11 protein-coding genes and 2 tRNA genes are annotated in these 13820 nt (G+C 71.8%); 5 read left to right on the top strand and 8 right to left on the bottom strand.

Features of this window, described 5'->3' with window-relative positions; genetic code table 11:
* Positions 1-2 precede the first annotated feature (2 nt).
* Both J2S22_RS10115 and J2S22_RS10110 read right to left on the bottom strand, forming a co-directional pair.
* Positions 3-1568, bottom strand: a complete 1566-nt coding sequence (locus J2S22_RS10115; RefSeq protein WP_272840609.1) for an ArnT family glycosyltransferase — start codon at positions 1566-1568, stop codon at positions 3-5.
* A gap of 80 nt (positions 1569-1648) precedes the next feature.
* Positions 1649-3289 carry an MFS transporter gene (locus J2S22_RS10110; protein WP_272779710.1) on the bottom strand — a complete coding sequence of 547 codons (1641 nt, stop codon included), beginning with the start codon at positions 3287-3289 and terminating at the stop codon, positions 1649-1651.
* A 318-nt stretch (positions 3290-3607) separates the two neighbouring features.
* Between J2S22_RS10110 and J2S22_RS10105 the strand changes: the two genes are divergently transcribed.
* From J2S22_RS10105 to J2S22_RS10095, 3 genes are all read left to right on the top strand, one after another.
* A complete protein-coding gene (locus J2S22_RS10105) occupies positions 3608-4129 on the top strand; it encodes a hypothetical protein (protein WP_272779709.1) in 522 nt (173 codons plus the stop codon).
* Between the two features lie 132 nt (positions 4130-4261).
* Positions 4262-4831 carry a hypothetical protein gene (locus tag J2S22_RS10100; RefSeq protein ID WP_272779708.1) on the top strand — a complete coding sequence of 190 codons (570 nt, stop codon included), beginning with the start codon at positions 4262-4264 and terminating at the stop codon, positions 4829-4831.
* 22 nt (positions 4832-4853) lie between these two features.
* Positions 4854-5528 (top strand): class I SAM-dependent methyltransferase, encoded by a 675-nt coding sequence (locus J2S22_RS10095; protein WP_272779707.1) that lies wholly within the window; start codon positions 4854-4856, stop codon positions 5526-5528.
* 90 nt (positions 5529-5618) lie between these two features.
* On the opposite strand, the gene rlmB is transcribed toward J2S22_RS10095, so the two are convergent.
* On the bottom strand, positions 5619-6569 hold the full coding sequence (gene rlmB, locus J2S22_RS10090; RefSeq protein WP_272779706.1) for a 23S rRNA (guanosine(2251)-2'-O)-methyltransferase RlmB: 951 nt from the start codon (positions 6567-6569) through the stop codon (positions 5619-5621).
* 300 nt (positions 6570-6869) lie between these two features.
* Between rlmB and J2S22_RS10085 the strand changes: the two genes are divergently transcribed.
* Positions 6870-6954: transfer RNA gene (locus J2S22_RS10085), tRNA-Tyr, on the top strand.
* 207 nt (positions 6955-7161) lie between these two features.
* Here the strand turns inward: J2S22_RS10085 and J2S22_RS10080 are convergent.
* The 3 genes from J2S22_RS10080 to J2S22_RS10070 form a co-directional block, all read right to left on the bottom strand.
* Positions 7162-8328 (bottom strand): diguanylate cyclase domain-containing protein, encoded by a 1167-nt coding sequence (locus J2S22_RS10080; RefSeq protein ID WP_272779705.1) that lies wholly within the window; start codon positions 8326-8328, stop codon positions 7162-7164.
* A gap of 629 nt (positions 8329-8957) precedes the next feature.
* On the bottom strand, positions 8958-9161 hold the full coding sequence (locus tag J2S22_RS10075; RefSeq protein WP_272779704.1) for a hypothetical protein: 204 nt from the start codon (positions 9159-9161) through the stop codon (positions 8958-8960).
* Between the two features lie 367 nt (positions 9162-9528).
* The gene (locus J2S22_RS10070; RefSeq protein ID WP_272779703.1) at positions 9529-9705 is read right to left on the bottom strand and encodes a hypothetical protein; all 177 of its coding nucleotides are present in this window, start codon (positions 9703-9705) and stop codon (positions 9529-9531) included.
* 587 nt (positions 9706-10292) lie between these two features.
* On the opposite strand from J2S22_RS10070, the gene J2S22_RS10065 reads away from it, so the two are divergent.
* Positions 10293-10366 (top strand) — tRNA-Gly (locus J2S22_RS10065).
* Between the two features lie 306 nt (positions 10367-10672).
* Here J2S22_RS10065 and J2S22_RS10060 read toward each other — a convergent pair.
* Together J2S22_RS10060 and J2S22_RS10055 are read right to left on the bottom strand one after the other, a co-directional pair.
* On the bottom strand, positions 10673-11431 hold the full coding sequence (locus J2S22_RS10060; RefSeq protein WP_272779702.1) for an outer membrane protein: 759 nt from the start codon (positions 11429-11431) through the stop codon (positions 10673-10675).
* 730 nt (positions 11432-12161) lie between these two features.
* A partial coding sequence (locus J2S22_RS10055) for a YDG domain-containing protein (protein ID WP_307155821.1) occupies positions 12162-13820 on the bottom strand: 1659 nt, incomplete at its 5' end.

Here is a 13820-nt window from a genome sequence, read left to right as displayed (position 1 = left end):
CCTCACGGGAACGGGCAGACCGCGAGCGGCGGCAGCGGGTCCTTCGGGCCGGTCAGCCGGAACGCGTGGAAGCCGCGCGGCCCGCCGGTGCCTTCGCCGGTGCGGGTGAGGCCGAGGGGCTCGACCGTGTCGACATGCGGCCGGATGCGCGCGACGTCGCGGCAGGCCGTGATCATCACGACCGGGCCTTCGGTGCGCGGCCCGTAGGGCCGGCCGAGGTCGAAGGACGGGATCTCCTCGGTGCGCCACGAGAGCACCGGGATGGTCTGGTCGCGCAGATAGTAGAGCAGGGCGCCGAGGTCGCCGCGGGAATCGCTGACGATCGCGCCGGCGCCGGCGGCGCGCGCCGCGGCCCCGGCCTTCTCGGCGAAGTCGCGCCAACCGAGCGTGCGGGCATAGGGGTTCGGGTTCTTCAGGAACGGCAGCGCCACCCTGTCCGCCACCACGTCGCCGACCATCAGCAGTGCCTGCGTCACCGCGCCGATGGCGAGGCTCGCGCCGATCCAGCCCCACGCCCGCTCGCGCACGAGATGCGCGGCAGCGACGACGACGCCCGACACGAAGGCGACGGCGGCCCAGTTCGCATAGGCGTGCACCGTCACGGCGAACGACGTCACCAGGGCGATCGGGAACAGCGAGAAGGCGATCATCAGCCGGTCGGGCTCGGCGAGGCGCCCGCGGACGAGCCGCACCGTGACGACGATCATGGTGCCGAAGATCACCGGGCCGAACACGCCGAACTGTGCGCCGAGGAACTCGAGTGCCCGCAGGACGCTCCAGCGCACCTCCTCGCCGATGATGAGGCCGCCGGTGTGCCTGAAGGTGATGAAGCCGGTCGAAGCGTTCCACAGGAGATTGGGCGACACCACGACGAGGGCGACCAGCAGCGCCACCCACGGATGCGGCCTGCGCAGCAGGGCGCGGGCGCGCGGGCTGAGGATGGCCGCGAGGGCGATGCCCGGCACGATGTAGACCATGGCGTACTTGGCCAGCAGGCCGAGGCCGGTGGCGATGCCGAGCAGCACGGCGTGGCGCCAGCGCGGCGCCTCGACGAGCTTCACGAAGGCCCACAGCGCCACGGCCCAGAAGAACAGCAGCGGCACGTCGGTCGAGACGATGCGCGAGGAGAACGCCGCGCCGGTGGTCAGCGCCGTCATCAGCGCCGCCCAGAAGCCGGTCCGCTCGTCGTAGAGGGCGCGGCCGATCGCGTACACCATCAGGCTGGTGCCCAGATAGAACACCGGCGCCGGCGCCCGCACGCACCATTCGGCGTCGCCGCACACCCGTTCGGCGCCCCAGATGATCCAGGCGAGCAGCGGCGGCTTCGAGTAGTAGCCGAAGGCGAGGTTCTGGGCCCACGACCAGTACTGCGCCTCGTCGTAGAAGAGGTCGACCACCGACAGCCGCAGGCCGATCAGCCGCAGCGCCGTCAGCGCGCCGAGGATCGCCAGCAGCAGGGGAAGCCGCGCCAGCGGCTCGCGTTGCGCGAGACGGCCGGGTGCGGCCGGCGGCCGTACGGCGTCGATCGGGGTCTTCAGGGGCAAGGCGTTCGGCATGGTCACGGGCACGCGGGGTCCGAGGGTCGACCCGTCTAGCAGCCGGGGCAGGGCGATTCAATGAAGGGCCCGCCGGCGCCGCCCCGGACGGCTCATCCCCGCCGCGAGATCTCCACCCCCGACCCGGTCGCGATGTCGACGTCCTTGGTCTCGCGCAGGAACACGGCACCGATCAGGACGGTCATGCCGGCGACGCCGATCGGGTACCAGAGGCCCGCATAGATGTCGCCCGTCGAGGCGACGATCGCGGTGGCGAGCAGGGGCAGCATGCCGCCGAACCAGCCGTTGCCGATGTGGTAGGGCAGCGACATCGAGGTGTAGCGGATGCGGGTCGGGAACATCTCGACCAGGAAGGCCGCCATCGGCGCGTACACCATGACCACGTAGAGCACCATGACGAGCAGGACGAGCTCCGCCGTCACCCAGTCGACCTTGCTCGGATCCGCGTAGGTCGGATAGCCGGCGCCCTCGAAGGCGGCCTGCCAGCGCGCCTGGCTCCAGCCCGCGACCGTCGTCTCGCCGATGGTCAGGGTCACGGGGCCGCCCGGCACGTCCACCTTGTGGAACGAGACGCCGAGCTTGGTGACGAAGTCCTGGGCGCGGTCGCAGTCGGAGAAGTCCGACCACGGGCCGACGAACACGTGCACCCGGCAGGTGGCGCGGTCGGCCGAGACGCTGACCGCCGAGCGCTCCTGGAAGGCGACGAGGTCGGGGTTCACGGCCCGGGTGAGCACCTGGAACAGCGGCATGTAGGTCGCGGCGGCGAGCAGGCAGCCGAGCAGGATGATCTTCAGCCGGCCGATGCGGTCGGACAGCCAGCCGAAGGCGATGAACAGCGGGGTGCCGATCAGCAGCGACACGCCGACCAGCAGATAGGCGAGCAGGTAGTCGAGCTGCAGGGTGATCTGCAGGAAGAACAGCGCGTAGAACTGGCCCGTGTACCAGACCACGCCCTGGCCGGCGGTGGCGCCGAGCAGCGCGAGCAGGACGTACTTGTTGTTCGGGTAGCGGAAGAAGCTCTCGGTCAGCGGCGCCTTCGAGCCCTTGCCCTCCTCCTTCATGCGCTGGAAGATCGGCGTCTCGTTGAGGCGCAGCCGGATCCAGATCGACAGGACGAGCAGGAGCAGCGACACGACGAACGGGATGCGCCAGCCCCAGGACGCGAAGGTGTCGGCGTCCATGTAGATGCGGCAGGCGCCGATCACCAGGAGCGCCAGGAAGAAGCCGAGCGTCGCGGTGATCTGGATGAAGCTCGTCGCGAAGCCGCGGTTCTGCGGGCGGGCGTGCTCGGCGACATAGGTGGCAGCGCCGCCGTACTCGCCGCCGAGCGCCAGCCCCTGCACCAGCCGCAGCGCGACGAGCAGCAGCGGCGCGGCCCAGCCGATGGTGTCGAAGGTCGGCAGCAGCCCGACCATGAAGGTCGCCGCGCCCATCACGAAGATGGTCACCAGGAACGTGTACTTGCGGCCGACCAGGTCGCCGATGCGGCCGAACACCAGGGCGCCGAACGGCCGCACGAGAAAGCCCGCCGCATAGGTCGCGAAGGCGGAGAGCAGGGCGGCGGTGTCGTTGCCGGGCGGGAAGAACAGCGCGGCGAAGAACGGCGCCAGTGTGGCGTAGAGATAGAAGTCGTACCACTCGAACACGGTGCCGAGCGACGAGGCGAAGATGACGAACTTCTCGTCCTTCGTCATGCCGGCGCCGCGCGCCGAAATCCGGGTCCTGCCCACCATCTGGCCCCTCGGTGTTTCCGCGTCTCGCTGCTTGTCGTTGGGGCGGGCCGGTACGGCCGCTCGCCCGCCCCAGCTTTATGACGCGCCGCCGGCCAAGTCTCTCCGGATCTTCGCGGGTTGGTCGAAAGTCGAACCGGGCGGGGCCGGTGCGGGCCGGCGCGGCGGCCCCGCCGCGCCGCTACGGTCTCTTAGGGTTACCCGGCGAAATGGCCCGGGAACACCGGCGATCCCAGGGAATTCTTGATCGTTGTCGGATGTGCTGGAGCCGTGCGCCGGCGGGTTCGCACGGCCGACGGGGCGATCGGGGCAGGAGGGGGCATGACGTCGCAGGCGAGGATCATCGGATGGGCGGGGCTCGTCGCCGTGACGCTCGCGGCCGCGCCGCTGCCGGCGGTCGCCCAGGACAACGGGCCCGTGATCGTGATTCCGGGCCGGCAGGACGTGCCGGTCTTCGTCAACGGGCGCGAGGCATCCTATGCGGTGGTCGACGGCGACTGGGGGCTCTACCGGCCCGGCTGGTACGGCCCGTCGGTGATCCAGCCGCTGTGCTGCAGTCCGCAGCCGCGGGTCGCCCGCCATCGCCCGTGGTATCCGAGCTCGGGAGAGCTGCCGCGGGTCGGCCGGCTCGAATACGATCCCGACAAGAACAAGCCGCCGAAGCCGGCACCCGAGTTCCACGAATCCTGGTCGGCGAAGTCGCAGGACAATCCGGCCACCATCATGCCGCCGGACTATTCCTACGACATGCCGGGCGTCGTGGTGACGCCGCCATGGGGCGGGCCGGGGCCAGGGCCGGAACCGGGGCCGCGTCCGCGACCGCGGCCGCCGCGGCCGCGATGACGATCCGGGGAGCGACCGCCGGCGCGGCTTGCGCCGCGTCGGGTCGCGCGTAGAGTTCCCGGACGGTGGCAGGCGAGTCCGCCACCGGGACGGCCACAGGGAACGGGCCAGAAGGGACGAGTCATGCGTCGGATGGGACAGGGTCGGAGCATTCGGGGGCTCGACGTCGCGGCGGCCGCCGCGTGCGTGGTCGCGATCGCGGCGGTGGCCGCGCCGGCCGTCGCGCAGGAGGGCTGCTGCGCCGGCGGTCCGGTCGTGGTGTACGGCGCCGCGCCGGTGCCGCCCGTGGTGCCGCCGACCGGCTATCTGCTCGATCCGTCCGACGCGCGGCCGCCCATGTACGTGGTCGACCAGGGCCCGCTCTATCGCGGCCCGGGCATCTACGCGGTGCCGACCTATTCGGAGGGCGGCTACGCCTGGTCGCTGCGCTATCCCTACACCTACGGCCCGGTCCACCGCGCCTACAGGCGGCCCTATTACGGGCCGCGGCGCTACGGCTATGTCGGTCCGGGGGACATCGGGCCGAGCCCGCGGGTCGCCGGGGCGCCGCCCTTCGGCGCCTACGAGGTCCGCCCGGCACCGAAGGCCAAGGTGATCGACGTGCAGAAGGTCGCCCGCGCCGAGGTGGTCGACGGCCCGGCCGCGACCGGCACCGTGGCGCCGAAGCCCGGCACCGAGCCGCGCCGGCGCGGCCAGCGCTGAGGGCCGCTCCGGCAGCACCCCCGTGGGCTACTATCTCCGGCAGGGCCGGATCCTGGTCCATCATGCCGTCTACGACCGCGCCCTCGACGCGCTCGAGCGGTGGCCGAGCGGGCGCAGCCGCACGGTCGCGGCGGACGACATCGCCGGTCCGCCCGGCCGTCTGCAGGACCGCCGCTACGAGGCGTTCCCGCGGTTGCCGCTTCTGTGGTCGCTCGCCGCGCTCGGCATCGATCCGGCCGGCACCACCTTCGTCGACTACGGCGCCGGGCGCGGCCGCGCCCTGCTGACCGCGGCGCGGCTACCCTTCGCGCGCTGCATCGGGGTCGAGTATTCCGCCAGCCTGCACGCCGAGGCCCGCGACAACATCGCCGCCCATCCGCCCGACCGCCTCGCCTGCCGCGACGTGTCGGTCGTGCACATGAACGCCGCCGACTTCGTGCCGCCGGCCGGCGACCTCGTGCTGTTCTTCTACAATCCGTTCGGACTCGAGGTGCTGGAGCGGGTCGCCGACCGCATCGCCGAAGCGGCGGCGCGCGAGCCGCGGGCGATCCGCATCGTCTACGTCAATCCGCGCCGCTGGGCCCTGTTCGCCGGCCGGCCCGCGTTCCGCCGCCAGCCCATCCCGCTCGCGGCCCGGGCGAAGCTCGCGCTGCTCGGCGCCGGGCCGATCGACTTCTTCGCGGTCGGCCCCGCCTGACCGGCAGGCGCCGGTGCCGCGCCGCCGCCGCGGCGGCCGCCGGCCCCGCGCGCCGCCGCCGGCGGCCGGGCGCCGCACCGGCGTGACGGCTCAGCCGCCGGCCTTCAGCCGGGTGTGGGCGACATAGAGGGCGAGCGCCGTCGCGTTCGACACGTTGAGGCTGGTGATCTGCCCCGGCAGGTCGATGCGGGCGACCGCGTCGCAGGTGGTGCGGGTGAGCTGGCGCAGGCCCTTGCCCTCGGCGCCGAGCACCAGGGCGAGCGGGCCGCGCAGCGGCGTGTCGGCGAGGTCGGCGGTGCCCTCGCTGTCGAGCCCGACCGTCATCCAGCCGTTGTCCTTCAGCGTGGTGAGCGCCCGCGACAGATTGCCGACCGTGACGATCGGCACGATGTCGAGCGCCCCCGAGGCGGCCTTGGCGAGCACGCCGGTCGCCTCCGGGCTGTGGCGCGCCGTGGTCACCACGGCGGCGACCGCGAAGGCGGCGGCGCTGCGCAGGATGGCGCCGACATTGTGCGGGTCGGTGATCTGGTCGAGCACCAGGATCAGGCCCTCGGCCGGCAGGTCCTCGATGTCGGGCGACTGGAGCGGCTCGGCCTCGGCGAGCAGGCCCTGGTGCACGGCCTCGGGCCCGACGATGGCGGCGATCTGCTCGGGCCGCACCAACTCGGGGGCGACCGGGGTCGGCACGCCCTCGTCGGCGAGGCGGCGGGCCGCGTTCTCGGTGGCGAGCAGGCGGAGGAAGCGCCGCGCCGGATTTTCCAGCGCCGCCTTCACGGTGTGCCAGCCGTAGAGGATCGCCGGGCCGTCGCGGTCGCGCGGCTCCGGCCGGAAGCCGCGCCGGCCGCCGCGCGGGCCGTCCCGGTGGGGACCGTCCTTGCGGGGACCGTCCTTGCGCGGCCAGGGCGTCGCCTTGCCGCCGGCGCGGGGCCCCTCCGGGCGCCACGGGCGCTTGCCGGGCTTTCCGGGGCCGGAGGCGCCGGACTTTCCGGGGCCGGAGGTGCCGGAACGGAACGGCTTCTTCGGGCGATCGTGGTCGGGCATGGCGGGTCCGGCGTGGGAAGAACGGCTGCCGACTGCATAGAGCATGTCGGGGCGCCTGTCGGGCGAAAATCTGGCCCGGCCTCGCGGAACGGGGCTGCGCCGGCCGGCCGGGGCAGGGGAACCGCAGCGCCGCGCGCGGCGTCGCCGCCGCCCCGTCCGGGCCGCCGCATGGTCCGGCCGGGACCGGGTTTTTCGTGTTGACACCGGGGGGATGGCCACCCATAAGACGGCCCGACGCGCGGCGCCTGCCCGGTCTTCCGGAGCGAGGCCGTCTCGGCGACGAGACGCCGACCGCGGCGTGGGGGAGTGTCCCGAGCGGCAAAGGGGGCGGACTGTAAATCCGCTGGCTATGCCTTCGTAGGTTCGAGTCCTACCTCCCCCACCATTCAGTCGCTATCATGCTGAAATATAACAGCATTTTCCTCTTTCAGGTCGGCGTGGCGGGTCGGCGATCGTTCCGAATCCGGCTGCTCCAGCCCGGCGCCATGGCGATCGTCATCCGCTCGCCCGTCCTCTCGGTGTGGATGCGGATGACGCCGGCCCTGAGGTGCGGGGGCCCGAGGCGATCGCGTCGCCGCCGGGACCCGCTCGCTCACAGCATGGACGGGTCGAAATAGCGGTAGACGCCTTTTCCTGCCGCTTTGGCGGTGTAGAGAGCGCGGTCGGCGCGGACCAGAAGACTGTCCGGAGTCAGCCCGTCGTCCGGTGCACAGGCGATGCCGGCACTGAGCCCGATCATGAAGTCCGCATCGCCGTATCTGAACGGCTCTTCGGCGACGGCGATCAGGCGCTGGGTCAGGTCCGCGGCCATGGTCCGGTTCACGGTCAGAATGAAGGCGAACTCGTCGCCACCGAGGCGGGCGACCGTGTCGTCGCTGCGCAGCACGGCGCGGAACCGCGTGGCGATCTCGCGGAGGAGAGCGTCACCGGCAGCATGCCCGAGATTGTCGTTCACCTGCTTGAAGCCATCGATGTCCATGTAGAGAAGCGCGAAGCAACGACCGGTGCGCCGCGTGTTCTCGACGGCCTCGAGCAGGCGTTTCCCGAACAGGTTCCGGTTCGGCAGGCCCGTGAGTTCGTCGGACATCGCGAGCTGCGCCAGTTGCGCTTCCAGCGCCTTGCGCCGGCCGATGTCACGGACCGAGGCGACATAGCCGTTCGGGGCGCCCGTCGGGCGGTCGAAGGTGAGGCGCAGCGAGGCTTCCAGCCACACCCACGAGCCGTCCCGGTGGCGTTGGCGCTGCTCGGTCACGCCGACGTCCAGGCGCCCGGCACGGACATCCGTCATGAGACATCGGAACGCCGGCAGGTCGTCGGGATGGGTCAGCTCGACGGCTCTGCGCCCGACCAGCTCCTCCGGCGCGTAGCCGAGAAGCGTCTTCACCGAGGGCGAAACGTAAATCCGGTTTCCGTCGAGATCGCCGCGAACGATCGTGTCGGTCGAGGTCTCGGCGAGAAGCCGGAACTCGGCTTCGCGGTCCGTCGCGTCTCGTGCGGCCGTCGACAGGCTCACCTGCTGTCGCGCGATGGCCCCGAGGTCGTCCAGGCGCCGAAGGCCCTCGACCGACCGGGCGCGCGGGCGCGTATCGAACAGGACCAGCCGGTCCCTCCCGTCCGGGCCGAGCGACACCGCGGCGACGAAGCGCAGGGCCGGCATTCCGGCCACGCCCGGGTGCCCGGCCAGGGCGGCGTCCTTCAGGACGTCTTCGATCCAGACGATCGGTCCTCCGATGTCCAGCCGGCCGACCGCGGAGGTCACGGCCGCCCATGTGGCTCGGTCTTCCGATGCGGCGAGATCGGTCCAGCAGGGTCCGTCGTGTCCCAGCCGGAGACAGGCGGCCGGAACGTCGAACAATGCGCGAGCCGTCCGGCAGAGCGGGCCGAAATCGAGGTCCGGACGAAGTGTCCGTCGATCTCGCGCGTCGCGCGCTCCCGATCGTTCGGGCCCCCGTGTCGCGCCACCCCGCATCGGCCGATGACCGTACTTCGACAAAGCTCTCGACCCGTCCATCTATCCCGGGAACCATGCAGCCATTGTCCTTAAGTTTCGTTGCAGTCGACGGACCGGGTCGTGTGGACCTCCGGCGGGTCGATCGGGCCTTCGGGAGGCCGGGGGCTCGCGCACCGTCCCGGGGCTCGCCCGGCCGCGCTGCGGTCCGCCCCGAGGCCAAGGCTGCCGGCGTTGCCGCTCTGCCGTCACGACGACGGCCCACGGCCCCGCCCGCCGGAGCGCCTGCCGCATCAGCGGACCTGCGACACGGCGTGCGGCGTCGGACTCCGCTCGGTCCCGTTGGATTCGATTGTCAGCGAAAATATTGTCTAGCCAAAGCGTTGCGGCGAGTCTCTGAGGCGCCGTGTCAGGTTCGCGACAGGGCGCCGGCGCTCGACTCAGCCGGTCGGCGGGGCGTCGGCCCGCACGGCGTCGGCGACCGCGAGCCAGGCGTCGTTGAGGGCCGGGCAGGAGATCACCCCGTAGACCCCGCTGGGGCACTTCTCCCACTCGCCGTCGGCGATCGAGACGGGCGACAGGCTGGCGGGGACTTCGGCCGCGAGACCGCAGCGGGCACAGCGCATCGTGATCTCGTCCGGCATGGGAATCTCCTCGTGGGCGGCGGGGGCGGCGGGGGCGGCGGGGCGAGGGGTCTTGCGGCGGCCGCCCGGTTGGTGAAGGTGCCCGTCCGCACGGCGCCGGACGCCTTTGTCCCACCGAGGCTTTGAGGAAAGGTTGAATCGATCCGCGACTCGCGGGCCCGTCCCGGCGGGTCCTGAACCGCGGGACCGGCCGGCCTGGTCGCGGCCGGCGCCCGGGCGTGGATCGCCCCGCGGGCTTCCGGTCGCCCTGGCGTGGCGGGCGGGCGAACCGATCGGGCCCGGCCTCGCGAGGGCGCGGTCCGCCTGGCGCGGAGCGCGCTCGTGCCGTGCCGCTGCGGGCGCGCCGTCGCGCGCCCGTCGGCCGGGTTCAGCAACGGTGCGCCGTGCGGGTCGCGCCGCCCTCGGCGCTGTCGATCAGGCCGAAGGACTTCAGCGTCTCCCGGGCCCGTTCGGACACCGCGTTGGGGTGTCGCCGGAACGTGTCGAGGATCGCCAGGACCGCGGTGGGCGGGTCGTCGGGAAGGGAATGATGCGTCGGAGCCATGGGGGTGTCTCTGGTTATTGGGTCTCGTTTTAGTCGCGTCTGCTGTCGACAGGTTCTAGGGTGGCCATCCGTTACCTGGATCCCGAGTGCCGTCAAGTCGTGGCAGGTCTGCGTTCCGCGCGGCGAAGAGATCGGGCCGGCGGAAACACGTTTCGCCTCAAGCACGCATGCACTCGATGCATTCCCACTGTGCGAAGACTTGCACAGCTCGGTAAAACAGGGCTTACGGATCTCGTCTACGTTCGGGCACAGTTTTGGACCACCGGCGTCCGATTCCGGTTTTATTTGCGGTGCAGCGTGAGCTGCCGCGGATGGTCGCCGCGATGCGGCGGTCGTCGAGGCGGGGCGGTGGATGAGGGGCGGTCGATTGGTGCATGACCGGCGTTCGATCCACGCCACGGCAGCCCAGGTCCTGCGGGCGATCCCAGGTCCTGCGGGCAGGTCCCGGGCCTTGCCGGCAGGGATCGAGTCCCAGGTCCTGCTGTGTCGTCGTGCCAGGGTTGAAGTCGTCCCGCCCTTGTGCGAGAAGCCGGCGAGCCCCGCGCGGGGCCCGATCGCGTCCCCGGCCTCCGGGCGACGGCGTGTCGGCGGGTGTAGCTCAATGGTAGAGCAACAGCCTTCCAAGCTGATGACGAGGGTTCGATTCCCTTCACCCGCTCCAATCCCGTCCGCTTCGTCCGAGTGGCGTCCTTGAAGATTCTGTCGAGAGCGATCACGAACTCGGCTTCGTGATTCCGGCCCGGCTCGCTGCCGGGGTCTCGGGGGACGTCCGGTGCGAAGCGGACGACCCGGCCGCGGAGGGCGCCTCGGCGGGTGAGGCGACGGCTCCTTCGCGGGTCGCGCATCGGAAAAAGCCGATGACGCCGCGGCAATGATGGAACCATACCGAAATAAAAAGCGGCCCCGGGACAGACAAAAGCCCCGGCCGGATGGCCGGGGCTTTGCAGAAAGAGGGGGACTCGGGAAATCAGTACTTCGCGAGGACCGGGGCGGCGCCCCAGTCGAACTTGTAGTTCACGCCGATCTTGCCGATGTGCTGCGTGGCATCGAGCGTCGAGCGGTAGCCGCCGGCGCAGACGCCGCTGTCGCAGTAGGTGATGTCCAGCGTGTCGGCGCCGAAGTTCAGGTAGTTGTACTCGGCCTTGACGGTCCAGTTGCCGGTGAGCGCATATTCGAGGCCGAGGCCGAGCAGGACGCCGTTGAGCGTGGCGCTCGCCGAGCCGTCTCTGCTGGTCAGGCCGGCGTAGCCGTAGCTCGACGCATAGTCGAACTTGCCCCAGGCCCAGCCGAGCTTGCCGTAGACCAGCGCGCGATCGAACGCGACGCCGATTCGGGCCGCCACGTCGTAGGTGTACTTGCTCTTCAGCTCGGCGGAGTACGTGTAGTCGTCGTAGCTGAGCTCGCTCGTCCGCTTGACGCCGGACCACGCGCCCTCGCCCTCGATGCCGAGGACGAGCATGCCGACCTGATAGTTGCACCCGATCTGGCCGCCCGCGATGGCGCCGACGCCGGTGCGGTCGGTGACGCTGTCGTAATAGAAGATGCTCGAGTAGTCGGCCACCGAGCCTTCGAGGCTGCCGGCGCCGACATGGGCGCCGATGTAGCAGCCCGTCCAGCTGAAGGCCGGCGCCGGCGCGAACGGGCGCGCCTTCACGGGCAGATCGGCAGCAGAGGCGGCACAGGTCAGCGCGAGCCCCGCGGCAGTCGCGAGCAGAATCCGTTTCATGTTTCTCCCACCCTCCAAAAAGTCAGGATGCATGTAACCTAATAGAGTCTTCCGGACCTGTGGTGATAAAAATAACACAGCGACAAATATAAGGTTTTCCGTAGAAATATATAACCTAATAGAATACCGCTTATTGACGTTGCGAATAATGCCCCTGCCGGCTCGCGGCGGGACCGGCGGAACGGCCGCGGCTGCGACCGACGATCGGACCGTCGGAGGCGCGCGCCGGCGCCGGCGGTCGAGTCGCAGAACCGGCCGGGGACGCTCACCGCGCCGCGGACGAGCCGGGCCATCCGGGATCCCGATCCGGCCCGCGCGCAGGGTCTCGGCGGAGTGGTCGCGCACGGGGGAGCGGGGGTGATGGTTCAGCCGGCGGCCGGGCGGCGGCGGACGGCCGCGTTCGGTCCGGCACGCCGCGCCGACGCGGCGGCGGACGGGATCCCGGTCGATATCCTGCGCCGGCCGGCGGCCGCGGGCGGCGACCGCCGATGATCCGCTCGAGAGGCGGGCCGAAGCGGTCGTCCCGCGATCGCCGCGTGGGCGGCTCGGGGAACGTCCCCCGAAAGGCGGCGTCTCGCCTCCGGGAATCACGATCGCGCGAATCCGGTCTTCGACCGTGCAGGGACTCGAGGGGCCGGCACCGCCGGTGCGGCGAAGACGAAACGTGCCGGACGGCCGGCCGCACGAGGCCGGTCGCGCCCGCACCGTCCCGGCGCGGGCGCCGTGTCGCTCACCGATCGCGGACGATCGCGATCGACACATAGCCGGTCGGCACGAAGGTCCGGAGCGCCGCCCAGGCCTCGGCCGGCGGCGGGAAGCCGGGCGGCGCGACCGCCGGCGCCTCGGCGCCGAGGGCGCGCGGCTGGCGGGTCTGCGGATCGAGCACCGCGGTCACGCCGCCGACCGTGCGGGTGCGCGCATCCCAGGCGAGCACCACCTGCAGGCCGGTGCCGGGATCGTTGGCGAGGAGGCCGGTGCCGTCGGGCGTGAGGCCGATCACCAGCATCCAGACCGGGCCGGAGGTGCGCTGCGGTGCGGCGCTGGCGAGCATCACCGGACCGGCGGCGAGCAGGGCCGGCAGATCGAGGCCCGCGGCGAGCGGGAACCCGGCCGCGTCCGCGGTGGTGCGCGGCGTTCCGGCGCGGTCCACCAGCCGCACGCCCGGCACCGTGGCCCAGCGCGCCGCACCGTCCGACCACAGCCGGTCGACCGCCGGAGTGCCGGGCTCGCCGGCGAGCGCCCGCGCCACCATGGCCGCGATGGTCGCCTCACCGGCATCGGGCGCATAAGGCGGGAGGGCCGCGTCCGTGTACTGCGACTTGTCGAACTGGGAGATCGGCACGAACACGAGGTCGCCGCCGCTGCCGGTGGCGACGTCCTGGCTCGGTGCCGTCGTGGTGGCGACGGTGGTCTGACGCGCCGGCCGGGCCGCCGCCGTGCGGCCGGGCAGGGCGGCGCCGGCCGTCGTCAGCACGACCGGAGTGGCGGCCACGGCCTGCCAGCTGATGCTCACCGGGGCCGGCGTCGCGGCGACGCCGGGGGCCGTGTAGCGGCTGGTCGGATAGTCGGCCGTGGTCGGCTCCGCGGTTCCGCCGGTGATGGTGAGGTCGGCCCCGACATAGGTGACGGCGTAATTCTCGGCGCCGAGCGTGCCGACCAGGATCGCATAGGTCCCGGCCGTCTCGCCCGGCGTGCGGGTGAGCGCGCCGGTCAGCGTGTCGGTGCCGTAGAGCGTGCCGGTCACCTGATAGGTCAGGGCAGGGTCGGCCTGGCCGACCTGCTTGGTCTGCGGGTCTGCCGTGACGACGAGGGTCGCCGCCGTGATGTCGGCCGTGGTGACGAAGGCCGTCGAGGCGAGCACGTAGTTGCCGGCATCGGCGCCCGAGATCGCGTAGGTGCCGGTGACGGTCTTGGCGGTGCCGACATTCTTGTCGGCGTAGGTGGTGCCGCCGAGGGTCAGCGTGACGGCGTCGCCGTCGACGAGGCCGGCGAGGCTGCCGTTGCCGGTGACGGTGGCCGCGGTGGTGCCGTCGTAGACCTTGCTGCCGGCGACCGTGCCGGTGGTGGCGAGCGTCAGGGTCGCCGCGGTGATGTCGGCCGTCGTCGTGAAGGCCGTCGAGGCCAGCACGTAGTTGCCGGCATCGGCGCCCGAGAGCGCGTAGGTGCCGGTGACGGTCTTGCCGGTGCCGACGGTCTTGTCGGCATAGGTCGTGCCCGTGAGGCTCACCGTGACGGTATCGCCGTCGACGAGACCGGCGAGGGTGCCGCTGCCCGTGACGGTAGCCGCGGTGGTTCCGTCGTAGACCTTGCTGCCGGCGACCGTGCCGGCGGTGGCGAGCGTCAGGGTTGCCGCGGTGATGTCGGCTGTGCCGGTGAAGCTCGTCGAGGC

Origin of the sequence: Rhodoplanes tepidamans (assembly GCF_030813915.1) — a bacterium.
GTDB lineage: Bacteria > Pseudomonadota > Alphaproteobacteria > Rhizobiales > Xanthobacteraceae > Rhodoplanes > Rhodoplanes tepidamans.
This window is presented reverse-complemented; position numbering and strand designations above follow the sequence as displayed.